This is a genomic window from Bacillus songklensis (genome assembly GCF_042649685.1).
GTDB classification, from domain to species: domain Bacteria; phylum Bacillota; class Bacilli; order Bacillales; family Bacillaceae_H; genus Bacillus_BA; species Bacillus_BA songklensis.
On record NZ_JBHRZT010000072.1, the window covers coordinates 664723 to 689450 of the forward strand.

The following is a 24728-nucleotide window of genomic DNA, read 5'->3' on the forward strand; positions in this document are numbered from 1 at the left end:
AACCGGGAATTTACAAATGTTTTTGAATATTCTTTATCAAGTCTTTGATTCCGTCCGATGTAACAGAAGACGTTAAAATGACCGGAGCGTTCGGAATGCTTTGCTGCAACAGAATTCTGGCTCTCTCCACATTTGCTAAGGGATGGTCAATTTTCGTGATAACCCCGATTGGCTTCAAAGGAAACCCTTGTGAAAAATTAGGAGGAAAAATGCTGTTTTCCCTCGTCGCATCTTGTATGACAAGAAGGACCTTTGCTTCCAACGACGTAGCCATCAGAGAGCGATAATACATCGGGTTCTCACTGTATTCACCAGGTGTGTCAATAATCCAGCCCGCATAGTTCAAAGCTTGTGTTTTCACTGCCGGTTTGTCATCATTTAACAGTTTTTTCGTTAATGTCGATTTCCCAGAGCCTACAGCGCCGATGATCATGACTTTTCCTTTTTTCATGATCTTGTAATCTCCGTCACCGCAAATTTGAGCTTTTCCGTAAAAAAGCTATTAACGCTTTGAATGGCCATCTCCACATCTGATACTTTCCCGACAATAACGAGTGAACCGGTAAACCGATCCAAATATCCAATTTTGACATCGGCCGATTTCGTCGCGATATCAGCAGCGATAATGGCCGTTTCAGTCGGTGTCAATGTCAACACCCCGATGGCCCCCGCCTCTGAGATTCCGAGTTTTGTGTACAGTTCTTTATCCGGATTGGCGATGATATGTGCTAAATTCAATTGTTTACCCGGTACGTATTCATGAACTACCCTTTGTTTGTTTTCTTCCATTGAGAGAACTCCTTTATCCTTCATTCACTTCGAATGAATCGACAATCGCTACAATAACAGCATCAACAGGTGACTGTTTGTTTAAAATCATTTTGGCGGGACTTCCTCTGGAGATCAAGACCCTTTCCCCTTTTCCAGCCCCGATTCGGTCTGCCGCTACAATGGGATGGCTAAGCCTTTTTCCATTCCAATCAGTCGGTTGAACAATTAACAGCTTTAAATGTTCCATTCCTTCTTCTTTTTGCGTTGCCCATATGCTCCCGAGGACTTCACCTAAAATCATGTGTATCACCCTTTTGCCTTATTTTCTTAAAAGATGAACCCCTTTTTCATAAATGGCATCCTTCGCCATGGGAGTAATGATGGTACCCGTTGAAATGGTTATAGAGCTATTTGGTGCAACATGCTTGTGAACCCAATCCGCGGTAAGGAGCTTCCCATTGAATAAAGATTCCTGCTTATTTGTTTGTTCCTTTTTCTCATCGGGCTTCAGTATGGCGATGACCGATTCATGAAGCTTCAGCTGTTCTGTAAACAAAATGCCCATGTTTTCCAAATCATTTTTATAGTGCAGAAACAATTTTTTATATGTTTCCGGCAGCTCGAGCGTATTCAATGTTCTTCGATCCGCCCTTTTTATTCCAGGCACATCTTTTCCCATAATAACTGGTTTATTTAACATAAGGGCAGAAAAAACGATTTCCGCTTTGATGGAACCTTTTAATCCCAATGCAATTCTTGCTGCATTATCAACATCGACTTCCGGAATCACAATGGCATCATACTCTTTTGGCAATTCAATCGGCGCCGGTGCCGTTTCATCTACCGCGATGACGCGGCCGGATCCTGTCGAATCAATCTTTTTGATTCCCAACCATGCCGACGTTTCACCATCCAAAAAAAGCAGATCATGTTCGATGTGTTGATTTTTCAAGGCGATAAGCTGGTCCATGAAGCTTTCATGTGCAGTACTATCACAAAAAATGAATAATACTTTCTTTTTTGGCTCTTTATGGCTCTTCCACTCTTCAATGATATTTTTCGTGATTTTTTCAATCATTTCTTTTAAATTTTCCATTCATTTCCCCCCTAGAAAAGGTGAGAACAATTCTCCGTTTTTTCCAATCACTTCCACACAATCACCTGTTTTGAGACAAGAGGCATTCGCTTCATCGTGATCGATATGCAAATCCAGTTTGAATCGCTCATCAATTCGAACAATCACTTCCGGAAAGATACTCGTTCGGTCAGTCATCGTTTGGACGATCAATCGGTCTCCATGATTGACCTGAAATCGTTTTGCATCTTCCGGGGACATATGGACATGATTTCGCGCCACAATCACCCCTTCTTCAATCGTTAAACACCCTTTTGGCCCCACAATCGCAATTCCAGGCGTCCCTTCAATAGTACCGGATAAACGCACCGGGGGATGAACACCCAATAAAAATCCATCTGTCCTGGAAATTTCGACTTGTGTTAAGGAACGGGCTGGACCAAGCACTCTTACATTGTGCAATGCTCCTTTCGGTCCAACAAGGGTTACCGTTTCCGCAGCTGCAAATTGGCCGGGCTGCGACAGCGGTTTTAAAGGAGTTAAGGAGTGATTGAACCCAAATAGCATTTCCACATCTTTTTCTGAAAGATGTATATGACGGTTTGATACGCCGACGGGAATGTTTTCTCCAATGCCGGGTTTTGCTGTGACTTGATCTTTGGATTCGGTTCTCGTTACCTCAATGGAACGCTCTCTTAAAAAATCTTTTGCAGCTGGAGTCAGCTTATCATCGGGCGCCAATAAGAAAGGATTGGGAAGAACTTTCTTAACGATCATGGCCCTAAGATGCTTCTCTGTAATGAGTGCCATGTGTTACTTACCCTTCCACTTTAGGAAGAATGGCTTCAATATCTGAATGAGGACGAGGAATCACGTGAACGGAAATCAACTCGCCTACGTTCTCCGCTGCCGCTGCTCCAGCATCTGTCGCCGCTTTCACCGCACCAACGTCTCCACGAACCATAACCGTTACCAACCCGCCGCCGACTTGAACTTTTCCGACTAAGCGCACATCCGCTGCTTTCACCATTGCATCTGCCGCCTCTACTGCTCCTACTAAACCTTTTGTTTCAATCATTCCTAATGCTGATGTTTCTCTTGCCATCGTTCATTACCTCCTGAGATTTTATTTAAATTGATGTTAATTCACTAAGTACTCTCTGAATGATTTGCTCGATCTCTTCTTGACTGAAGGAAACGGTATCGTTTTTTAAAATTTCGCTTTTCACTGATTCGGCCAATTCGTCTTTCGGCATTTCTTTAATCCCGAATGCAACTCGTTTAATATTCATCAAATGCTGAGGCCCGATATTATCGGATGTAATATTGTTTCCATATGAACCGCAGCCAAGTGTCAAGGACGGGACAATGCCCGTTGTAGCACCAATGCCGCCGAATGTCGTACCGGAATTGACGACAATGCGTGAAGCCGGTTTTTTCAAAGCGAACGCTTCAATGATGTGCTCATTGCCGGCATGGATACCCAATGTATGTCCTAAACCGCCTACATTCAAAATGTTCATGCACGTTTGACAGCCCTCTTGCCAATCCGATACCGTATATAAAGCGAGAATCGGCGATAATTTTTCAATGGCAAATGGGACATTTTTCTCGATGCGATCCTCTTCTCCGACTAGCACCTTCACATCAGCAGGTACCGTAAAACCCGCCAATTCCCCCAGTTTTTGAGGTGAGCGTCCGACAATCCCTGCATTTAATCCATTATTTTTAAGAATGATAGAGGCTAGTTTCTCTTTTTCATCGCGATCCAAAAAGTAAGCCCCATGTTTTTTCAGCTGTTCTATCAATTCATTTTTGACGGAACGATCGACCACTACAGCCTGTTCAGATGCACAAATCGTCCCATTATCAAACGATTTACTTTCAATGATGTGACGCGCAGCCTTGGCCGTATCGGCACTTTGATGCACATACACAGGTACATTCCCTGCACCTACACCGTATGCCGGTTTGCCGGAGCTATATGCGGCCTTGACCATTCCTGGACCGCCCGTAGCCAATATCACCTTCGTAATGTTGTGTTTCATCAATTCGTTGGAAGCTTCCAATGATGTGTTTTCTATGCATTGGACGATATGAGGAGGTGCACCTGCCTCCACCGCCGCTTCCGCAATCACTTTTGCCGCTTCCAATGAGCTTTTTTTGGCGCCGGGATGCGGACTGAACACAATCGAGTTCCGTGACTTCACAGCAATCAATGATTTAAATATGATGGTGGCCGTAGGATTTGTAGATGGCACAATGCCAGCGATGACTCCAACTGGTTCGGCCACTTCCCACACTTTTTTTTCATCGTCGCGGCGAATGATGCCGACCGTTTTCATGTTCTTCATCGATTCATATACATCGATAGCGGCAAACAAATTTTTTCGTTTTTTATCTTCCGCTTTTCCAAAACCGGTTTCTTTCACAGCCATGACACCCAGACGATCCGCCGCTTCCGCTGCCTTTTTTGACATAAGGGCCACAATATTGTCGATTTCAAGCTGCGAAAGTTCTTCCAGCTTTTTTTGCGCCTCTTCTGCGAGTGCCAGTTTATCCCTTACTTCTTGTATTGAAAGGAGATCTAAATCAATCTTCATTGCTGTTTTCACCTCTTTCTTCCATTATCTGTACCAGTTTTTCAATAAGTTCAGACTTTTTCGCCATTGAAATGTCTGTTCCAGAGAGAGGGAAATTACCTTGAAGGCGTGCGAGTTGTTTTAACTCCTTTACGCTCAACAGTTCTAATTCCTCTTTTGTATAAGATTTTCTCGTTTCATGTGTCACTTCACTGCTATCATAAGAAAATGGTTCAGATTGTTCTTCCTCTAGAGGAGGCATTGGCAAAATGCCGAGTGTATAAAAAACAGATGGATCAGGTTTCGGTATGACCCTATAGGATCGAAACTCTCCTATTTCTTTCGCTTTTAATGCACCAGCTTCAACCGCCGCACGAACAGAGGCGACATCTCCCCCTAAATAAACCGTGACAATACCGGCATCAGGCTTTTGGCAGCTTAATACCTTCACATTCGCAGCTTTTACCGCTTCATCAGCTGCTGCAACGATTGAGGTTAAACCGATTGTCTCAATCATTCCTAATGCATATTTAGTTGGATCCATGATTGCTCAATCACCTCCTTTTAAAACGCCTTGTGCGGTTGTTGCGCCACTTGCTTGACCGCTTCAGCGAAAGCTTCAGCAGCCGCCTTGCAAGACGACTGGCTTCCCGTTAATAAAGCACCCCCGAAGTTGGTTTCGGTAGGAGGCCCATAAAATTGGCAAAGGCGGACATCTGCGGCCTTTAAGACTGCATCGAGGCCATATATGGCTTCCAACGGCGGTGCAATCAAGTAAGCGAGCGGCTCACCCGGATTGATTCCAGCTACCTCGGAAAGATATGTACCGGTTCGAGAAATCGTGTGGGCATAATAGGCATGTGTTCCTTCTTCATTCAAAGAGTAAAAACAAGGACCTTGTTCAAACTCTTGCAGTACGACATCTAACCCGCTCTTTACTTCAGACGGACTGTCCCCGCCTAAAATACCGATAAATTCACCAGAAAAAGGGCCAGATGCATGAGCGGAACCTGCATAAAACGATTTGGCATAAATCACTTCGACAGCTGCTTGCTTCGTTGCCTCGTCCAACGCCGTATATCCCACATCATCGATCGTGCTCGTCACTAACGCAATGCTTTTAAAGGTTGTTGTCAAATTTAATTGCTTTGCCAGTTCCCGATCAACGTTTGGAATGACTCTTGTTGACAAAGCAGCCGCACGAATTGGTGCTCCTTTCAATTCGCCACCTCCTTAGTTTGATTGCCTCTGCTTCCTTGTCCTCATTCAACTCGTGAACTCAACGGACAGTGATAAAAAGCAAAAAAGACGCCATTAAATGCATATGCCATGCATTTAAGGCGCCTTTGCCTTCGTGATATTCACTTGAAAATTTACTAGATTTAATCATCTTTAAGTTGATTATATGAAACAGCAGGAAGAATTGCAAGATAATTTTAGAAAATTTAGATATTTTCAGTTTATACTTGTTTTAGCTAGAAGCACTTGTTTGAAATCATTGCGGCTGTACGAACAACTCGAACGTTTCTTTCGTTAGCGGGCAACCTGCTGCCTTTGGATGGCCTCCTCTTCTCCACTTTGCAGGATAGGAAAAATCGCCTGTTGAAATTCATCACGGCCAATCAAGTAAAATAAAGGGTCCAGCTGCTTTGCTTTTTCGTTTCGTCTTCCTGCTGTGTTTGAGCATGGACCCAAATAAAATTTTTCCATAAACGCGTTGACATTTCTTTTTAATGGAATATAATGGAATCAAATGCAAGCAATCACTTGCTTGCATTACGATGAAGGAGCGATTATATGACAAAGGAAACAACAAAGGAAAAAATCATTGAGGCAACAATTGCACTCATTTACGAAAAAGGGTTTAAAGGAACGACCACACAATTAATCGCCAAAAAAGCGGGGGTGAATGAAAGCACGTTATTTCGTCATTTCGGAAGCAAAAAAGGCATTATGCAAGAAGTTATTGGACGATACTCCTATGTATCCATGTTCTCAAACTCTCTAAAGCAAGAAGTCACCTGGGATCTAGAGAAAGATTTATACACCTTCATCATACATTACCAGAAATTCATGCACGAAAACAAAGATTATATACTAATCGGAATGCAGGAAGCACATGCGTTTCCAGAAATGGAAGAAATGATCGCTACCATTCCAAAAGAGCTGAAACAGCTTCTCACCACCTATTTAGAAGAAATGTACAAACGGGGGAAATTGATTAAAACAGATTTTGAAGCCCAAGCCTTGAATATCATCTGGCTCAATTTTGGGGCCTTTTTATCAAGAGCCCGTTTAGGAAACTTAGTCACTGATATGGATTCTGAACGGTTCGCCAGAAATTCTGTTGGGCTTTTCAGCCGGGCTCTCACTCCATGAGATTGTATGTGGGGTGAGCGGTCTTAAAAATAGTCAACCTTATTTTTTTACCGCGAAATGCAAGTAAGTACTTGCTTGCGAATCAAAAAAGGAGGAACCCATTATGAGAACACTCAAACATTTTTTTAAAGTAAAGGAAACGTATATGGGAATTATTGTGGCAATCGCTTTTCAAGTCATCTTCTTTAGTGTTTGGATGACGGCTTATGACGGAGTGAACGATCGACTGGATCATCTTAAAGTGTCCATTGTCAATGAAGATAAAGAAGCTGGAGTATCAATTACTAATTCATTAAAAGAACACTTACCGTTTCATGTCACAGAAACATCATCCCTGCCATCAGCGAAAAAAGAGATGAACGAACATGTTACGAATATGGTCATTCATATCCCTTCAACATTTACTCAAGACATCATTGACAAACACACCACCAATCTGACTTTCTACATCAACCAATCAACGACATCGCTTACAAAACAAATGATGGAAACAGCCGCAAAACAAATGACTGATGAAGTAAATCATCAGCTATTTGTTATGAGCAAAGAAAAACTGCAAACCATTTTGCCTGCCCAATTATCAACAACGTCGAAAATTCCGGAGCAAATGACAACAGGTATGGTCGGCAGCGTCCTTCAAGTCGTGTCAGATCAATCCGTTCAGGCGGACATCATAAAAACGAACGATGTAAACGGCTTTTCGCCAAACATGATTCCGTTAATGGCCGTGTTAGCGTCTTTTGTTGGTGCGATGATCATGAGCATGCAGCTTGAAATGGCTTCCTCCAAAATCAAGCATCTACACAGCAAATGGTCCATCTTCTTCTCACGTCAACTTATCAACATTCTGACTTCGCTTGTATTATCTGTATTAACCCTGATCTTGCTTACGAGCTTTCATATTGAGCTGCATGAGTCGCTCTTTATTTCATGGGGCTTTCAATTCCTTGTATTTTTAACCTTTATTTCATTAACGCAAATGTTTGTCATGTTATTTGGATTGGGCGGAATGTTGTTCAATGTCATCATCATGGCATCACAGCTTGTCAGCTCGGGCGTCATCGTACCAAGAGAGCTGCTTCCAATCTTTTATCAGCAATTGGGAGATATGCTTCCGGCTACTTATGCGGCAAACGGTTATTTTTCCATCATCTTCGGCGGAGGCGAAATGACACAAAATGTTACTGCCATGCTGATCATTTTAGCGATCGTACTGGCAACCGCCACTGTGCGTCAGGCTTTTCCATCCTTACAGAAACATCACCAGCTAGAACCGCAAACCGAGCAGTAGTCCTTAAAAGTTTCATACAAATTCTTCACCTTTTTATATAGTGAAGCAAACCAAATATTCGTATTCTCTCTAATCAATAAATTAATGGAAAGAACTCTGTAATAAGTAGTGCATTAAGTTGAAAATTACCAAAGTAAAAGAAAAGTACTAAGATAAAATACTATAGGGAAAATTTCTTCTAAGAAGAGTTTCTCACATAATTTTTCTTAGAAAAGGAGGAAACAAAAATACCTGAAACAGTTCAATGTACGGGATAATATACAGTTGATTTTAGAATTAAACAACCAAGCCGAGCGCATCAACCTTCTATATAATGGACATGCGTTAAATGCTGCTGGAGCGGAAGACGAAAGAAAAGTAAATGGATGGAATGATGATCCAGATGGATTTAAGTATAAATTAGATCATGTTGATTTAATCAATGTAGAACAGCTTGATATCGATGATGATTATAATTCGTGGACAGGGGAAAGAAGTTGGAAATATGACGGGAGAGCACACTATTGTTTATGCTATAGAAGATTACAGTAAGTTCTTCAAGAATTAAATGAAGCCATGGCTAGTCGTCATGGCTTTTTGGTGAAATATGTACCTTAATTAATTATTTTATTTTTATTCTATCTGTGCAATAGGATAAACATGTTGATCAATAGCAATATGCTCAGGGAAGATATATCCCTCTGAGTCAGTAAGAACCTCTATACCTATTTTTTTAAAGCATTCATTTACAAACTCAGAACATATGTATTCTTCATTATCTTCATGTCTTCCTATTCCTAATCCTATACGAGCAACAATTCTAGCGATTTCATTTTTATCGTAACTTCTGTTTAATAAACTTAAGCCAATTTTGATAAGATTTCTAATCATTTCATCTTCATTGTTAAGATTTTCTAGTAACTTATGACGAGCAACATACAATGAACCGTTATATCTCTTGTTAGAGTTCTCATAGTTATTTATATAATGCTCTAGCGGAACCATCCTGACTCCATCGTCCTCAACACTTTCCATAACGAGTGTATGCTCTCCCCATTTTATAATAATCCCCGTATGACTAAACATTGATCCAGAAACCTTTTTAATTAATTCACTCACCAAATAATTACCCGAGCAAAAAAAAATATCTCCCGATTTTAAAACATTTATTAAATTTTCATATTTATCAACTGTAATGTTTTTAAATTTATCTGTTCCCACTGCATAATTCACAACCTTACTTATAAAACTGTTTTTGTGAAACATTTTTCAAGATGTTATAAAATTTATTATTTGGAATCAGTCAAATATTATTCAGTAAAATCTCTAAAATTGATGATATTTGATCATATTGTCCTTTCATCCAACAAAAAAGACCCCGAAACATAATGGGTTGAGAGCCTTGAAACGTTGATAATTAACGTTTTGAGAACTAAGGTACACGACGGTCGCCTTTAAGACCCTATTTTTTACGTTCTTTTATGTGAGTATATAATGTGAAGAAACACGAAATAAAATAATACCTAAGAAAGCCTAAATTAGAGGGATTTTTAGGTAAGCTATAAACAAAAGTAAATACCCTTCTATATGTTACGTGGTCAGAATGTAGTAAAAAAAATTAGACACCCGGCTTCATCACAGGTGTCTGCTTAACAACTATTTACTTATAAACTTTAATTTGTATTTTCTATATTTAAGATGATTGGAACCTTCCCATACAACATTGTTAAAGGCTGTAATTATTACCTCCTTCATCTACCAGGCATCACGGGAACAGAAATATTATATCCGTGAATCGATACGTCCTGGAATGATTCCCCCCGTAGTTTCGGGATAGCGAACAGTTAGTCCAAGAAGTGTATTCACAAGTTGCCCCTTTTCTGTACTTGAGCATTCTCTCGAAACAAGTAAGAGACCATGTTTCTTAGTAATCTCTCCCACGAGGTCCACTAAGATCTCGTGGGAGAGTTCGTGAAGGTTTGCAGGATCGTAATGCGGTAATTCCTGAGGTATGGTTTTAATCCTCTGATTCAGGTGAAACTTAGCTAAGCTACAACCGCCCATCATCCGATAATAATCGGGTTCGTAAGTAATGCGAATGCCATTGAAGAAGATTCTAAGACTTCTACTGGTCGGTTTATATGAATCATTTATGCTGACTTGGAGATCAAAAGAAGTGCTACCTCCATCTGGTTAATGCCATATGCTCAGAGTCCATTCTTTTTTATTGAGATTATAGTTCACGAGCACGTTACCAGACTAGAATGTCCCATGTCCTGGGCCTGGGAATTCCTAATCCATTTTTCAGAATTTCCACAATAGGGGTACATGTTTCTCTGAAGGTGAAATTTAATACATCAGCAGAATGAATAAATGTGTGAACGTAACCAAAAATAAGGATACTACGATTAATATAATACGTGAAGGATTTAATTGAGTTTGTTCCACGTTTAAGTTTAACAAGCGTGGTAGCTGTACTATCTTTTTTTGAAAGGAGAAATAACTATGTGTCCGATCAAATCCACTATCGCTTGGCCGACCAACCCAGTTGGCAAAGCGTACTTCTTTGAGGATACAAAATATCGAAGATATGATTTCCGCACCGGAAAGGAGGATCAGCCCCGCTTTGACATCGCTCCTAATCAGTGGCCAGGATTACGCCCAAACGCACCTGATGCTGGGGTCTATTGGGGTTTTGGTAAGGTTTACTTCTTTTACCGTGACGAATATGTCCGCTTTGACATCTTCAATGGTACAGTAGACCCCTACTATTTGCCCCCAAACCCGCCGCGTAAGATTGCTGGCAACTGGCCAGGCCTTTGGACTGATTACATCGACGCTGCGGTCAACTGGGGCAACGGCAAGATCTATTTTTTCCGCGACTCAGAATATATGCGTTATGACATCTCTCTGGACCGAGTTGACCCAAATTACCCAAAACCTATCAGCTCAGCTTGGCCTGGCATCTGGCCGGATAAACTTGATGCCGTACTCTACCAAGGTGGGGAAAAGGCCTATTTCTTTAAAGGCAACGAATACCGCCGCTTCAATCTAGTCATAAACAACGTTGATCAGAGCGGGCCAATCGATAGTTTAACCTTGGATCCTGTGCCGCCAGGGATGTGGACACCCAGCCGTGATTTAACTCAAGAACAAGCGAATCTTGTAATGGGTTACTTAATACAAAACGGCTATTTCTCTCTCAGTTCAACCACGCCATATACTGGTAATTGGATGACTGGCATCAATTCACCCCACCCCACTAAGAACGTTCAGGTGAAGCCTGCTACAATTAATGGGGTTAATTTTATCTATCATACAGATAGCTCCGCTTCAGTAATCGACAATATAGATCAGCGTATGCTAATCTGTCTATATCGCCTGACTCGATGGGTGAACGCCTCAGAGCCAGACGTCACTATTATTCGGCACATGGGCATTGGTCATGGCGCTGGGCCAGCAACCGACTGCCACAATCAGGGGCGGGCACTAGATTTTTCTGGCCTTGAGGGCTCCAGCTTAGGGGTGGCCTTTGCCCGCAAGGTCTTCCACGACTGGGGGAACAAACCAGTCATATCAGGAAATCCAATGCGCCTAAATCCGACGACGGATCCGCTGGCACATGATCTTTTTCGAACAGTATTCCGTTTCGCAACCTTTGAATGTGAATGTAACGGTATCGGGTCAGGGAACAAGTGGCCTCCAAAGGAAATTGGCGATACAGGCGGTTATGTAATACATCCCGATTACATTGACCATCCACCTCCTGCTCAGCAGTTACGAGCCCGACATCAGGATCACGTTCATATGCAAGTTGGTCCTACGAATCAGTAATTTCAAAAGCCAAATCAAAAGAAGAATAGCCTTATCAAGGATAAATCATTTTTAAACTGTCACTACCTTAAGACATGCAATAAAAAAATCCCGATATTCAACCATGCTAAAACAATTGAACATCGGGATTTTTTTAAGCCTCAGCTTTAGCCAATATAAAAGAGCAGTTCATCTTTTAACCGGCCCTTTCTGTGTAAGAGCTGTCGTTCCCATTGTTTGGGTAGGCTTCTATAATCTCCAAAATAGCTTGGCTAGCTAGGTCAACAGTACGGATAGCACTTATCCCAAGAATTGTATGGTGCTCGGGCAGAAGTGGTAGTTGGTCAAGTGTATTGTTTAAATCATCACGGTGATGTGGATCAAGATCGGCATGTTTAAACAATGTGCGAAATGCCTCCCGCGGGTATTGAGTTCTCGCCATGATTTCTTCAAGCTGTTTGGTCTCTGGAGGGTATCCCTCCAATATTGCAATATATCCTAACAGTGCAATAGGATGATGATGTTGAATCCAGTAATATTGGGAGCCCACCAAAGAAGCAACTGTTGGGGAAGGTGGTCGGCTTATCAGTTCATGACGTTTTATACCCAACACCTCCATATCATCTAATAACCAATCATCATGGTACATCTCCTCCTTGATATGCTTTGACAGATATTTGGCGAGTGCAGAAGCTACCGGATCCACACTCGCCATAGTTCTTGCACGTTTCAGAGCTAATTCCATCAAGGGAACACTGGCACGAATCATAGAATGAAGGGTAAATAGGTACTCCGGATAAAGATCTGCAAACTGCGGATGACTCTCGAGTTTCCTTCCAGCTACCATTAATTCGTCAATCACAATTTCAATTTTTTTACGTAAACGAAAACTATTACTATATATGTTACTCATTAGCTGTATTCCTCCTAATCATAGATATTGCTGTCAGCAATCGATCAGAGCGATCTCCAATAGGTAACGCATCCTGTTGAATTGCCCAACATAATTGGCAAATACTAGGGAACTGTTGGCGGGCCAAATCAGAAAACATGGGGTGATAAGTGAGGGTTCCTACTCCAAGTCCACTCATAACATTTAAAATTGGGTCTTGACCGATATCTTTGAGCACTTTTTTTAAATCGATAGCAGAGGAACAACGTTTTCTTAGACGATTAGGCCCCAACCCCATGATTACCTGCTCGTTACAACAAGCGGAAATAGTTCCATCGTAACGAACAACAGGAGCAGTCAGAGACCTGCAAGGTCCAAACTCATGACCATCCTGATTGGTCCCCAGAGTAAATATTCCCTTTCCCCTCCCGTATGGCAGAGGGGATATCAAGTTAATCTCAGCAAACTCCAAGTAATCTTTGCCAAACGCCCGACAAAGTAGTTCTTCTGCTCGTGCAACCATATCAGGTAAATTCAAGACTTGAACAATAAGCCATGCCCCCTCCTCAACGATTGTTCTTGCAGCAAGTACAAATTGGTCGTCATTAACCGTTTTATTGTGAAATGCATCGGTGCTTAAGAAAACACAATTTGCCAATGCAATTACATCTCGAATCCACCGAGGGATAATTGACTTGGCCCACACTCCGCTAGTATATAAAACAATCTCTTTACCTGCGGAAGCCAATCGGTTTACAGCTAGAGTCAGACCCTGGCGCTCAACAAACGGCTCACCGCCAGAAATACCTACCATGCTTAACTTTTTTTCACAACAGATTCCTTCAACGATTGATTCAAATAGCTCAAAGTCATGGATAGACGGACTACCTGGTCGGGAGTCAACAGAACAATGCTCGCATCCTACAGGACAGCGATCTGTGATAAAGAGGAGTAGTGAACGGCCCGGGGTATTCCTTATGGATTCAACTTCAGTGTATTTCACTGTATCTCCTCCCTTCTAGATTTATAACCCACACTAACAAGGTGTGCATAATTCGGAATACCATAGTGACGTTGCTGCTGGAAAAGTAATACCTTCTCTTCTACAAAATCCATAGTAGAACGCTTCATCAACGGCTCAATCCTGTTTGATATTACCGGATCTTCAGATAACTTATAACAAGTAGAACAGTAACCATCACACTTTCCACGCTCCGATCCATATTGTTCGGCTAGGTATTCTGGGCCAAAGAGACGAATTGCACGTAAGAATTCAGAGTTTACAAGTCTTTCTCTAACCGTTTTCCAGTCATCAACAGCTGCATGACCAAGCCGAAGATGTGAAGGGACCGGTCCATTTATAACATCCTGATTACAACAGGCAACTATAGTTCCATCAAAACTAATAACTGGCCAGGAGGACATAGCACATGGTTCAGGATTGATATCTATATTGGCATTCAAGTGTTGCTTGTTTAGCCAGTTTTTAGCCCGTCCAACATCCCCCACCTGAGATACGAACATTGGTACTCGGTTACCGAAATTTTCTATAACATCTTTGGTCACATCGGCTAAGTAAGAATCATGTTCATTCAAGCCAACGATTTGGAGACTTACATCTTTCCCTTGGTCCAATAGTTGGTGGAGAACACGAAAAACCGCCTTGCGAGGTACTTGCTTCTCATGATAATAATCCAAGCTAGCTGTAAAGAGATCAACACCAGAAAGTGCTTGAGTGATTAAGGGCGGTATCTCCTTTTGATTTGCAAAAAACATACCTGAGATTAAGCATACAGTAGTACCAATAGAGTGTGCCCATTCAGTAATGTCAATAACCAATTTAGGACGTAGCAACGGCTCGCCACCGGTGAGCAAGATGACATCTGGCTTGTTCTCGGGGGTAAACGTTTTTACAAAACCATAAAAAAGTTCTTCCGGGAATTCTTCACTACTTACCAAAGAGTTTGTTGAACAGTGTTCACATGCAAGCGGACAGCGACGAGTTAGTGCCATAAAGATACCTGCTGCTGGTCGTGCTCGCATAGAAAGAACATCCTTTAAATGCACAGTATTCATCTCCTTGCCTATACAGATATAATTCAATGTATCTTAATGATTTGGACTGCTTGTAACCCTATGTATGTTGTGTGCCCGGTGACCTCATATATGGATAGGGCTAAAATATAACGTATCCGTGAGTTGGGGCGTCTCCGGCTCTCATAAGCTCTTCTGTTTCTCCATTATTAACTCGACTAGCAATTCTACGGAGTACGTCAACTTCTTCTTTAGACAAATTAGCTAATACCTCTGTTGCTATTTTCATTTTTTGAGAATCCATATTTTATCACCTCCTTTCATCTATGGTTTAAAATACTTTAAATCCACATTAGGAAAGAGAAATGAAGTCACCGAAGCACACTAAGATTATTTCCAAACTTTAACATTTATATACCCGTGGATATGATGGTGAATAGTTCTGACTTGGAAGATCTCGTAGCAATGGATATACGATTTTCAGGAGAGTAATGCATGAGGATTACAATAATCCAAGCTTGGGGAGTATTCCAGCAAGTTATTCGAAAAGATCCTAAAAATTCTAATTTGTTCATCCTTATCCTCGAAAGGCGTTTTGTCCGAATTATCATAGAAAGGCGCACTTTGGCTAATAAACCACACATAAAAGCCCACAGTTTTACGTGTGGGCTTTTGTATTAATTCACTTTTGAAACACTAAAATAAAACTGGCAGATTAGTATACTTGACTTTAAGGATACCTTAAAACAAATCACGATTCAATAACACTGAATCTGTTAGGATTCCTTGTTCTTTTATTGATTACAAGCAATCCCATCTCCATCTCGGTCTAAGTGTTTAGCGTATCCCGGTTCGCCTCTATGAATTGGTGCAGCACCTGCTTCGCGAACTGCGGTACAGTTTTTATAGTATACACTAGTTGCTGCTTCTTGTTGTCGTTGTTCCTCGGCAAGACGAGCTGCTTCTTCTTGTTTTCGTTGCTCTTCAGCCAAGCGAGCTGCTTCTTCTTGTTTTCGTTTTTCTTCAGCAAGACGAGCTGCTTCTTCTTTTTTACGCTGTTCTTCGGCAAGGCGAGCTGCTTCTTCCTCTTTTTTACGCTGTTCTTCAGCAAGACGAGCTGCTTCTTCTTGCTTTTGTTTTTCTTCAGTCAGCTTCTTTTCTTCCTCTTGCTGTTTATCCTCTTTAGCTTCCTCTTGCTTAACATCTGCACTCGTCGTCACAGCTTGCTTCTCCTCTGTTTCAGGAGTCTCTGTATTCTCGGGATCTTCAGCAAAGATTAGGATACTTGCAATTAGAAAAATAAACAAATATGTAATAGAAGCAATTGATTTTTTCCACCACTTCCCACTGCGAAATCCTAGAATTTTTTGATACCACTTTCTAGTTTTTGTTTTGAAGGATATTCCTTCATTAGATAGAATAGATGCAAACTTTTTGCCGGAGTCGTTTAGTATAAGTTTTCCTTCACTTCCTACTACCTCAGACTTAATAGCAAAATGATCAATAGACATACCATTAAAGAAGGTTAAAGGCCACCCCACAATTTTTTTTGCTTTTCTTTGCTCATTGTTGTACTCATATAAGTAAACGAGCTTATCAACAACAATAAAGTTTCCTTTCTTATCCTTTTCACGATAATGACCTTCTACAATTAACAGTGCATCTGGATGCTTTTCCTTCAACAGCCTATTACCATTCTTCGAAAATCCCATATCATCCCGTTTTATAAGAAAAGGAGTAATCTTTACCCTCTTTTCTCGAAGTTCCTCTAAACGATCTGCGTGAAGAAAAAAATTAAAATCATGAGTGACAGTCGTTAGAATATCCTCATTTGGATTTAAAATTTTGTGTTCAAGAATATCAAAAAATTCCTGAGCATCATCATTCTTCTTAATGTCGTCAAAATGTTGCCTATAACGACCTAGGAATAACGTTAATTTCCATTCATTCTTATCCTTTCCGTCTGTCTTAATCTCAATATTATTAATATTATTGTAGGTAAAGGCATGATGTTCGTGCTTCCCAATAAACAGTAATTGATAGTTAGTTAGAATAAGAACACCATCTAGTTCTTTTCCACTCTTTTTATCAAACTCGGCTTCAATAACCTTTAATACTATTTCATCAGTATTAAGAATGCTGTGCTCAGCATGAATGAGCACTTTTTCATACTTAGTCTTGACTGATTTTTGTGACATTGTAGGTTTATTTCCAAACCATTTTTCCATAATTGACCTCCTAAAAATAAGTAATATATCACTACAAACTTGAATATTTTTCTTGATGGGAGAGTTAGTTACTTGTTAGCTGAAATAAGAGTACGTTTTCACGATACAAATATCCCAAATATAGTAAATTAACCTCATTACTTATATCATATTCCCAGTGTCAAATTCTTTGTTTTTTTGTCGAATGTCTATTTTTTTGTATTTCTCCTTTATAGTAAGGTTGTCTGATAATTATTAGGAGGATTTTAGTAATGAAAATAGGATGTAAACTACTCATTTCTATCACGATGACCATTTTCTTGTCATTAGGATTAACAGCATGTAATTCTAGCGATATTAACAATAGGAATAATACTGATTCAAACTCAAAAGAAATTACAGAAACAGCAACTACCCAATCCAATAATACGACTACTTCCCAAACAAACGTAGCCAATAGCAACCAAGAAACACACTCCACTGCGGATAAGCACCAACTGACTAATCCAAACGGTGTAGCTCTTATCCCTGCTATGGTTACAAATGTAATAGACGGTGACACCCTTGATGTTAAGATAAATGGTAAGACAGAGCGTGTTCGCTTGGTGCTCGTGGATACACCGGAAACAAAGCACCCCAATAAACCTGTTCAGCCATTTGGTCCGGAAGCATCTGAGCTTACGAAAAACACATTATTAGGGAAACAGGTTGGGTTAGAAAAGGATATATCTGAACGCGATCGTTACGGCCGTATTTTGGCCTATGTATGGGTCGATGGTAAAATGCATAACGAAGCACTGATTGAAAAGGGATTAGGTCGTGTAGCCGTTTTCCCACCAGATACAAAATACGTGGATGAGTTCAGAGAAAAGCAGCGTCAAGCGCAGGAAAAAGCGATTGGAATTTGGAGTATTGAAAATTATGTTCAGGAGAATGGTTTCCAGAGCTCGTCCTCCTCTGCTCCTGCTGCATCAAAACAATCGAATACAACAACTGCTTCTCAACCAAGTCAATCGCAACCGGTAGCTTCTGCACCATCTGCAAATACATTAAGTAATACTGGAACACATCGACCGTTTCAAAATGATCCGAGCGATGATGTAGAGAGAAATACAAGTTGTGCTGGCAAAATTAAAGGAAATACCAATTCGAAGATTTATCATGTTCCTGGTGGAGCTTATTATGATAAGACCGTGGATAATATTACGTGGTTCTGTAGTGAAGCTGAGGCTCAAGCTGCGGGATATAGAAAGTCGAAGAGGTAAAATCTTAAACCTCCTGTTGTTACTCAACAGGAGGTTTAAGATTTTTAATAAAGACTTTTACCGATAAATATTCAATAATACGCCCTCCGTTAGAAAGGGCGTATTATTATGCTTAGCTTACTATTAGTGATTATTTAGATTAAAGAGAATGTTCTTATCATTTTCAGGAAATCTGAACCATGGAATCCAAAAATCTACACCTTCCCATTTATGACCTTTATTCCTTATTAGAACAACTAACGGTTTATTTGAATCTGAAGCACTTACAAGTTCTTGAATACCAGGCGAAAGTACAGAGCCAATAACTAATCCTTGATTACCCCGGCTTCTAGAAGGGCCAATATTTGTATCGAGTGTATATATTAACTGTGCGACATCTGAATAATTCTCCTTATACCATGATAAATATTTGTTTATAACTTCCGGATACCATCCTCCTGATGTTAAGAATGGGATTTTTTCAATTATATTTGTTACAAAATCAATATTCACTTCTAAAATTTCGTCTGATTTCTCGAGATGGGTTACTTCTTTGCTAATACATTGAGTAACCTCTTCAATCTCTCCTTGAGGATATTCAGGAAGTTTTGGGAAAGTAGATTGTCCAGCTCTGTAAGCCCCAACGGATTTCGGGATTACTGGAGGTCTTGTGGGTCCTACACGACTTGTATCTAAATATAAAGTCCCTTCAATTGCATGGTTTTTTATTATATCTCGTTGAGTTGAATCATGTTCACAAATTGCTGCAAAAATATTAGCTATCTCTTCAGGCACAAACACTCTGGTAACACTCAGATCTTTTGATCTATAACCACACATCCTTGCATGTTGCATGAGAGTATCTACCTGTGGTCTTGCTGTTAATCTTCCATAGTACGTTACAAGTAATCGAGGTATAGTTAAGCCTCTTCCTAACTTATTTCCACCAATAATAAAGTTAAATTTCTTATTCAGCTTAATATCACTATGGGAAGAAGGAGCAGCATTTAAAACAATAACTTCATGACTATTAATGTTATCACTCAAAGCTTTAAGAATAACTGGAAACTCCGGGATATTAGGATGTGTTTCGTATAAATCGTTGTAAGCTTGAGATAGACAGCCTAAGATAAATTCGCGAGTTTCTGATGCATCTGGCATTTTTAAAGCTTTATATAAATCTATTAAAAATTTCTTAATCAGCCTTTTAATTCTAGCATGGATATCTTGAAAAGGACTGATGTGACAAAGAAATGAAAACTTTTGTTCTACCCTGCTCTCTGTATTATCAAAGATTCTTATAGAAGCTCCGATAACAAAAGCAGATAATGCTTCGAGTAATCCTTTTGGCAGTGTAGTAATATCTTCGTCATTCCCTTGTGTGTCAGCAAGTCTCTCTATTTCTTCAATATCAACTGGACGAAGATGATCTGCTCTATTTTCCATAAAAAAGGTATGAATACCAGTGTAACCGCTACCTGCTTCAACAACTTCAATAAATTCAGGGTAAAACCCCCCCCTCCTCCCTATTTTGAAGAATAATAGCTTGCGGTGTAGCTGTAACTTGAAGAAATAAGTGGGATGGGGCTAATTCCCGCAAAGTTAGAAGTTGTTGATTAATTGGACTAGGATTTTCACCCTCCATGCGCTGGTTTGTATTTAATCCTATTGCATCAGCTTCATCATCTATGATTAAGGAAGGGGAAGGAGAAACAGATAAATAATTTCTTAAAAAAGTAATTAATTTATCAAGGTCAGCCGGATCTTTTTTACATATAAGAACGATCCCATCACTTTCTAAAATTGTTTTAATAAAGTCAGGATCTTCTTCACTTATCTCATCAATTTTTCGCACCAGCATCCCTGTAATCGCTTCATCAGCTCTTTCAAAAGTTTGAGTTTGAAGAGAATTGTTTCTATCCGTTAAAACAATTGCCAATTTGTACCCATTATCGGTCGACAATGCAATAGTCATGTTGATGATATTGGTTTTTCCACTTTGAATTAATCCATAAAGAAGACCTAGGACTTTTTCGTTTGATGACGTAATTTCCGGCGCCCTTTGCAAAATGTTCCTTGCTGTTTTTAAAACATTATTAGCTGCTTCTTCACCTATTTCGTCACTAAGTGAGGATAAGAAATATAATACACTTTCCCCATCGATTACTAAATCTTTCATTATGTATTTCCCCCTTGTGGATTATTGTAAATTTTGTTATTCATCATCAAATCTAAAAGTGTAATCAATACTTTCTGATTCTTCTTTAAACCGATTTCTTAGTAATTTAACTTCATTTTCTAACGTAGTTATTATTTTTTTTGCCTGGTCGTTTGTATACTCGTAATTGTTTTTGTTAGCTAAATTACCAATTAACCGGATTTTCTTTACACATTCGGTCACCCTTTTCTCCGCTAATCTCTTAAAGTTTTCTGCTTTATTATTCATAAGAGCCCTCTTTTTCCAAATATTACTTAAATTAACGATAGAATATCTATATTCAAAAGTCAACTACAAAACGTAAATATTAACTACATTTAAATATTGTAGTGAATATTTACGTTTTAAATTACTAAATAAGAGTTTTTAGTATTGTGTCGTCATTTAAATTGAAATTTCTTGTTCACTTAACCTCTAAACCACTATATTAAAAAATTTAAGTTGAAAGCTTAAATTTTTTATGTTTTTTACAGTGAAAAGGAATTTCTAAGTGAAAGAAAAAGATAATAAAAAGACTTTCTTATTGAAAATAAGAACATACGTTTGTATAATTTACCTGAGGTGGTAAAAATTGCACTATACATTCACTCCATTAGAAAGCTGGACAGAGAGACTATACAACCATCTGTCCATTTCTACACCTGAACAATTAAATATGATTGATATTGCAGCAAAGCTACAAATCTGGCTTCATTTTGCAGATATCGAAAGTACAGCTATGGATCGTGAGGGATTATACAGTTTAATCATTGATCGCCGCTTATCCAAACAACAATGGGAGGATTTTGGCCATGAATTATGTCATCTTTTACGTCATGCTGGCAACCAGATGATGTTGCCAGATTTAATGGTCGAGCTTCAGGAATCACAAGCAAATAATTTTGCTCTTCATTTTTGCATTCCGACCTTTATGCTACTCAAGCGTCCTATACCGTGTTTGAAGCGTGAGTTTATCGAGGATATCTGCACAACATTTAATGTGACGTATTCCTTTGCTGAAAAACGCATTGAACATTTTGAGAATCAAGTGATGCACTTTCGATTTACTGAACAGATTAATAGACTTTATCTGCAACAATCTCTTGTGGGCAACTAGCCTTTATACATACTTACCAAGTGAAGCCTTTAAGGCTTTCTTTTTTACCATTGCTTATTCTTCATCATTCCTTCTTTTACCGACGGAGTAATGAAGAAAGCTTTATCCTAAACATACATATTTTATTTTGAAAGAAAGGTGGTCAATGATGAGAGGAAGTATTCGAAAACGAGGAACGGCCTATCAATACCGTTTTCACATCACAGATCCGGAGACTGGAAAACGAAAAGAGATTTCAAAAGGTGGATTTAAAACGAAGAAAGAAGCTTCTGCTGCTTTGGCTCAAGCCATGGCCGATGTAGAAACAAACGGTTATATAAAGCCCACCACCGTAAAATTGATTGAATTTTATAATGAGTATGTTTCTACAAGGGTCCAAGGGAATTTACGGCCGAATAGTGTAAGACAGTATCTGGCCGTTCAAAAACATATAGATCGAACAATCGGTCACATTGAATTAGATAAACTTAACGCCTTACATCTTAATCAATTTATAAAAGATTTAAAAGATTGCGGTTATCAAAACATCAGTATAAGGACATACCTATCTAAGCTAAAAGTCGTGTTAAAAGCAGCATATGAGTGGAAAATTATTAAACAGGATTTCTCATCGATTCTTAAACATCCTCTAACAAAGAAAAAAATGGAATACTGGACATTTGAAGAATGTATGGAGTTTCTAGAAAAAGCAAAATATGACCCTTATTATCTAGTCTATTTACTCACGATTTTTACTGGCTTACGCCGTGGAGAGGTATTAGGAATCTCAGAAAGCAGTCTCGATTTTACACGGAATACCATAATAATCGAACAACAATTTATACACGGTACACCACCGGCTCTTGAAAAGATTTTAAAAACCCAAAGTTCTAACAGAGTCATTGAAGTTCCAGCTGACATCATGTTGAAATTAAAAAAACATATTATCGAGCAAAAAAAACAACTCTTAAAACTTGGGATTCAAAACGAACACCAACTAATTTTTTTACGTCCAGACGGTCATGTTCTTTCTCCTACCCCGCTTAGTTATCACTTCAAACAATCGTGTATAAAACATGGAGTTCGCCGAATCAAATTTCACGGTCTGCGCCATTCCCATGCTACTATGTTAGCTGAAATGAACGAAAGTGCCCACGTTATTGCTGATCGCTTAGGTCACTCCACAGTAAGTATAACTAATGAGGTGTATATTCATTTGACGAAGAAAATGAAATCATCAGCTATTTCTAAATTAAACACATTGTATGAACAGACGACACAATCTAAATAGAAATGTGGTCAAAATGTGGTCAAGCACCACATTTTGACGTTCACTCCTCTTCAGTACCTTTAACGCCTTCTTAGCAGTTCTCTTCTCAAAACCCTTGAGACTCAAGGAATCCGGCTTCTGTTTCAAACCTATTTTCACATAATTACCGGAAGTATTCAAAAGTTTGCACAAACCCTTCACCTTTTATATAGAGATAAAATGCGGAGTCCGAAACCCACACAAAGATAGGCGGGTTTTGAACTCCCTTGTAATTTCTCTTTATTCCATTATCTAGGAATTGAGTTTTCGGCGTTTATATAACCAGCACCGTATATATATGGATTTCGGTCTTTCCATAAAACAGTCCCGTTTTTTAATAAATGTTTCACTTCTTGCGGAGAGGCATGCGGTTTTGCCTGTAAAATTAGAGCTGCAATCCCTGCACATATCGGTGTTGCCATGGACGTACCGGATAGGACAAAGTAGTCAGATCCAATACGACTCGACTTTTGCAATTTATCCAAATAAGAGTTCGGGGAACGTAACGAAATGATATTAACACCGGGAGCTAAAATATCAGGTTTTGTCACATCGTAAGGGGTAGGTCCTCTGCTTGAAAAACTAGCCACATCATCATCTGCTCTTGTCTCAACAGTGCTACGATCATCCAATGCACCGACCGTAATAATTTGATTACTAATCCCTGGACTAGCAATCGTTGCTTCATCCGGCCCGTCGTTCCCGGCAGCTGCGCAAACTATGATACCGCTGTTCCATGCCAATTCCACATATTTGACCATGGGGTCATCATTTTCGTTTTTATATGATTGCGGCGTGCTTCCCAATGACATACTAATGACATTGATTTTTGACTCATTTTCCGGATTTTCATTGTATTGGATACACCAATCGATTCCCTGCATGACTGTCTCCAACGACCCTGAACCTAATTTGTTCAAGACTTTTACTCCGATCACATTCGCTTCAGGCGCCGCTCCCATATACTGTCCCGAAGAAGCGGTGCCGTTCCCTGCCGCATCCCCCGCGCAATGAGTTCCATGCCCATTATCATCATACGGTTCTGTTCGTTGATTGATAAAATCGACAAATGCTGTGATTCTCCCTTGAAGATCCGGATGAGGATATATTCCCGTATCAATGACGGCGATCGTCACTCCCTGTCCCGTCAGCGTTGTTCCGTTTCTTACAATTTTTTTGGCATTGGCCGAAGGAATCGCTGTATCCAGCAAAGCGCGAACTTCCCTGTTTTCATAAACTTTCTTAACGGACGGTATGGACTCCAGCATTTCTTCTAACGCCGCAGGTGTAACTTCCAGACTTATGCATGAGACATGGGAAAACTCTTGTCTGATTTTACACTTGAAATGGCGATGTGTAATTTCCCGCACTTCATTACATGCTGCTTCAAAGGAACAGTCGCTTTCGTCAAATTCCATGATGACCCCTATTCTTTTTGAAGTTTTAATCCATCCTTCTAACATCTTGTGCATAAAGCATGGTGTCCATTTAAACGGCTTGTAAAGATTGAGCAGTGCTGCACGAAGCGGCCGGTCCATCTTATGAGCATGAGTCCGTACCGTTTTTACCATTGAATAACCAAACATCTTTCCACCCCCATCAATCTATTGTTTTCATCACAATGTATGAATTTGATAGAGAAGCGGTCACGGTGTTTGTCCCTTTAGCAATAAAATGGGGAGGAATCTATATAAATCGATTTAGAAAATTCGACCTGACCAAAGAACGGCCATGCCAAATTTTCTAGACCTAAGCGGCCGGCACCCCCCTTGCGGGGTTGGCGCCAACCGCATAGGTGAACCCTTGAGGGCGAATTCAAGTTGTCTGGATCACCGATTGTGATGCCTCTTGATTGAATG

At 39.9% G+C, this 24728-nt stretch carries 28 protein-coding genes; 7 read left to right on the forward strand and 21 right to left on the reverse strand.

The window, feature by feature from the left end:
* Positions 1–10: 10 nt before the first annotated feature.
* The 10 genes from ACFOU2_RS22320 to ACFOU2_RS22365 all read right to left on the reverse strand — a co-directional run bounded on the left by ACFOU2_RS22320 (position 11) and on the right by ACFOU2_RS22365 (position 6123).
* Positions 11–451 carry a EutP/PduV family microcompartment system protein gene (locus ACFOU2_RS22320; RefSeq protein WP_377918479.1) on the reverse strand — a complete coding sequence of 147 codons (441 nt, stop codon included), beginning with the start codon at positions 449–451 and terminating at the stop codon, positions 11–13.
* Positions 448–789 carry an ethanolamine utilization microcompartment protein EutS gene (eutS, locus tag ACFOU2_RS22325; RefSeq protein ID WP_377918480.1) on the reverse strand — a complete coding sequence of 114 codons (342 nt, stop codon included), beginning with the start codon at positions 787–789 and terminating at the stop codon, positions 448–450. The genes ACFOU2_RS22320 and eutS overlap by 4 nt, the downstream gene beginning before the upstream one ends.
* 13 nt (positions 790–802) lie before the next feature.
* Positions 803–1072, reverse strand: coding sequence for a EutN/CcmL family microcompartment protein (locus ACFOU2_RS22330; protein WP_377918481.1), 270 nt, complete (start codon positions 1070–1072; stop codon positions 803–805).
* An 18-nt stretch (positions 1073–1090) separates the two neighbouring features.
* On the reverse strand, positions 1091–1867 hold the full coding sequence (locus tag ACFOU2_RS22335; RefSeq protein ID WP_377918482.1) for a hypothetical protein: 777 nt from the start codon (positions 1865–1867) through the stop codon (positions 1091–1093).
* Positions 1868–2656: a phosphate propanoyltransferase gene (locus ACFOU2_RS22340; protein ID WP_377918483.1), complete on the reverse strand. Its 789-nt coding sequence runs from the start codon at positions 2654–2656 to the stop codon at positions 1868–1870.
* A gap of 7 nt (positions 2657–2663) precedes the next feature.
* Positions 2664–2951, reverse strand: coding sequence for a BMC domain-containing protein (locus ACFOU2_RS22345; protein ID WP_377918484.1), 288 nt, complete (start codon positions 2949–2951; stop codon positions 2664–2666).
* 25 nt (positions 2952–2976) lie between these two features.
* Positions 2977–4449: an acetaldehyde dehydrogenase (acetylating) gene (locus tag ACFOU2_RS22350; protein WP_377918485.1), complete on the reverse strand. Its 1473-nt coding sequence runs from the start codon at positions 4447–4449 to the stop codon at positions 2977–2979.
* Positions 4439–4972, reverse strand: coding sequence for a BMC domain-containing protein (locus tag ACFOU2_RS22355; protein WP_377918486.1), 534 nt, complete (start codon positions 4970–4972; stop codon positions 4439–4441). Before ACFOU2_RS22355 ends, ACFOU2_RS22350 begins: the two co-directional genes overlap by 11 nt.
* Positions 4973–4992: 20 nt before the next feature.
* Positions 4993–5649 (reverse strand): ethanolamine utilization microcompartment protein EutL, encoded by a 657-nt coding sequence (gene eutL / locus ACFOU2_RS22360; protein WP_377918487.1) that lies wholly within the window; start codon positions 5647–5649, stop codon positions 4993–4995.
* A gap of 312 nt (positions 5650–5961) precedes the next feature.
* A complete protein-coding gene (locus tag ACFOU2_RS22365; RefSeq protein WP_377918488.1) occupies positions 5962–6123 on the reverse strand; it encodes a hypothetical protein in 162 nt (53 codons plus the stop codon).
* Positions 6124–6225: 102 nt separating this feature from the next.
* On the opposite strand from ACFOU2_RS22365, the gene ACFOU2_RS22370 reads away from it, so the two are divergent.
* The 3 genes from ACFOU2_RS22370 (at position 6226) to ACFOU2_RS22380 (ending at position 8629) form a co-directional block, all read left to right on the forward strand.
* Complete coding sequence (locus ACFOU2_RS22370; protein ID WP_377918489.1) at positions 6226–6807, forward strand: TetR/AcrR family transcriptional regulator; 582 nt, start codon at positions 6226–6228, stop codon at positions 6805–6807.
* Positions 6808–6910: 103 nt separating this feature from the next.
* Entirely contained in the window at positions 6911–8098 is a 1188-nt protein-coding gene (locus tag ACFOU2_RS22375; RefSeq protein WP_377918490.1) for a YhgE/Pip domain-containing protein, read from the forward strand.
* A 264-nt stretch (positions 8099–8362) separates the two neighbouring features.
* Positions 8363–8629: a hypothetical protein gene (locus ACFOU2_RS22380; protein WP_377918491.1), complete on the forward strand. Its 267-nt coding sequence runs from the start codon at positions 8363–8365 to the stop codon at positions 8627–8629.
* 81 nt (positions 8630–8710) lie between these two features.
* Here ACFOU2_RS22380 and ACFOU2_RS22385 read toward each other — a convergent pair whose 3' ends face one another.
* Complete coding sequence (locus tag ACFOU2_RS22385; protein WP_377918492.1) at positions 8711–9298, reverse strand: YiiX/YebB-like N1pC/P60 family cysteine hydrolase; 588 nt, start codon at positions 9296–9298, stop codon at positions 8711–8713.
* Positions 9299–10582: 1284 nt separating this feature from the next.
* Here ACFOU2_RS22385 and ACFOU2_RS22390 point away from each other — a divergent pair.
* Entirely contained in the window at positions 10583–11911 is a 1329-nt protein-coding gene (locus ACFOU2_RS22390) for a hemopexin repeat-containing protein (RefSeq protein ID WP_377918493.1), read from the forward strand.
* A gap of 175 nt (positions 11912–12086) precedes the next feature.
* Here ACFOU2_RS22390 and ACFOU2_RS22395 read toward each other — a convergent pair whose 3' ends face one another.
* From ACFOU2_RS22395 to ACFOU2_RS22415, 5 genes are all read right to left on the reverse strand, one after another.
* Positions 12087–12803 (reverse strand): iron-containing redox enzyme family protein, encoded by a 717-nt coding sequence (locus ACFOU2_RS22395; protein ID WP_377918494.1) that lies wholly within the window; start codon positions 12801–12803, stop codon positions 12087–12089.
* Positions 12796–13785 (reverse strand): radical SAM protein, encoded by a 990-nt coding sequence (locus ACFOU2_RS22400; protein WP_377918495.1) that lies wholly within the window; start codon positions 13783–13785, stop codon positions 12796–12798. Before ACFOU2_RS22400 ends, ACFOU2_RS22395 begins: the two co-directional genes overlap by 8 nt.
* Entirely contained in the window at positions 13782–14825 is a 1044-nt protein-coding gene (locus ACFOU2_RS22405; RefSeq protein ID WP_377918496.1) for a radical SAM protein, read from the reverse strand. Before ACFOU2_RS22405 ends, ACFOU2_RS22400 begins: the two co-directional genes overlap by 4 nt.
* Positions 14826–14958: 133 nt before the next feature.
* Positions 14959–15120, reverse strand: coding sequence for a hypothetical protein (locus ACFOU2_RS22410; protein ID WP_377918497.1), 162 nt, complete (start codon positions 15118–15120; stop codon positions 14959–14961).
* 490 nt (positions 15121–15610) lie between these two features.
* Positions 15611–17044 carry an excalibur calcium-binding domain-containing protein gene (locus ACFOU2_RS22415; RefSeq protein ID WP_377918498.1) on the reverse strand — a complete coding sequence of 478 codons (1434 nt, stop codon included), beginning with the start codon at positions 17042–17044 and terminating at the stop codon, positions 15611–15613.
* Positions 17045–17295: 251 nt separating this feature from the next.
* On the opposite strand from ACFOU2_RS22415, the gene ACFOU2_RS22420 reads away from it, so the two are divergent.
* Complete coding sequence (locus ACFOU2_RS22420) at positions 17296–18288, forward strand: thermonuclease family protein (protein WP_377918499.1); 993 nt, start codon at positions 17296–17298, stop codon at positions 18286–18288.
* A 123-nt stretch (positions 18289–18411) separates the two neighbouring features.
* Here the strand turns inward: ACFOU2_RS22420 and ACFOU2_RS22425 are convergent, their stop codons facing one another.
* From ACFOU2_RS22425 to ACFOU2_RS22435, 3 genes are read right to left on the reverse strand one after another with little or no spacing between them, the layout of a single operon-like run.
* Positions 18412–19713 carry a Z1 domain-containing protein gene (locus ACFOU2_RS22425; protein ID WP_377918500.1) on the reverse strand — a complete coding sequence of 434 codons (1302 nt, stop codon included), beginning with the start codon at positions 19711–19713 and terminating at the stop codon, positions 18412–18414.
* Positions 19714–19768: 55 nt separating this feature from the next.
* On the reverse strand, positions 19769–20446 hold the full coding sequence (locus ACFOU2_RS22430; protein WP_377918501.1) for a hypothetical protein: 678 nt from the start codon (positions 20444–20446) through the stop codon (positions 19769–19771).
* A 36-nt stretch (positions 20447–20482) separates the two neighbouring features.
* Positions 20483–20713, reverse strand: a complete 231-nt coding sequence (locus ACFOU2_RS22435; protein WP_377918502.1) for a hypothetical protein — start codon at positions 20711–20713, stop codon at positions 20483–20485.
* Positions 20714–21056: 343 nt separating this feature from the next.
* Here ACFOU2_RS22435 and ACFOU2_RS22440 point away from each other — a divergent pair, with 343 nt between their 5' ends.
* Positions 21057–21581, forward strand: coding sequence for an ImmA/IrrE family metallo-endopeptidase (locus ACFOU2_RS22440; RefSeq protein ID WP_377918503.1), 525 nt, complete (start codon positions 21057–21059; stop codon positions 21579–21581).
* A gap of 148 nt (positions 21582–21729) precedes the next feature.
* Positions 21730–22851 carry a site-specific integrase gene (locus tag ACFOU2_RS22445; RefSeq protein ID WP_377918504.1) on the forward strand — a complete coding sequence of 374 codons (1122 nt, stop codon included), beginning with the start codon at positions 21730–21732 and terminating at the stop codon, positions 22849–22851.
* 266 nt (positions 22852–23117) lie between these two features.
* On the opposite strand, the gene ACFOU2_RS22450 is transcribed toward ACFOU2_RS22445, so the two are convergent.
* The gene (locus ACFOU2_RS22450) at positions 23118–24455 is read right to left on the reverse strand and encodes a S8 family peptidase (RefSeq protein WP_377918505.1); all 1338 of its coding nucleotides are present in this window, start codon (positions 24453–24455) and stop codon (positions 23118–23120) included.
* Between the two features lie 77 nt (positions 24456–24532).
* The coding region (locus tag ACFOU2_RS22455) for a hypothetical protein (RefSeq protein WP_377918506.1) at positions 24533–24728 on the reverse strand (196 nt) is incomplete at its 5' end.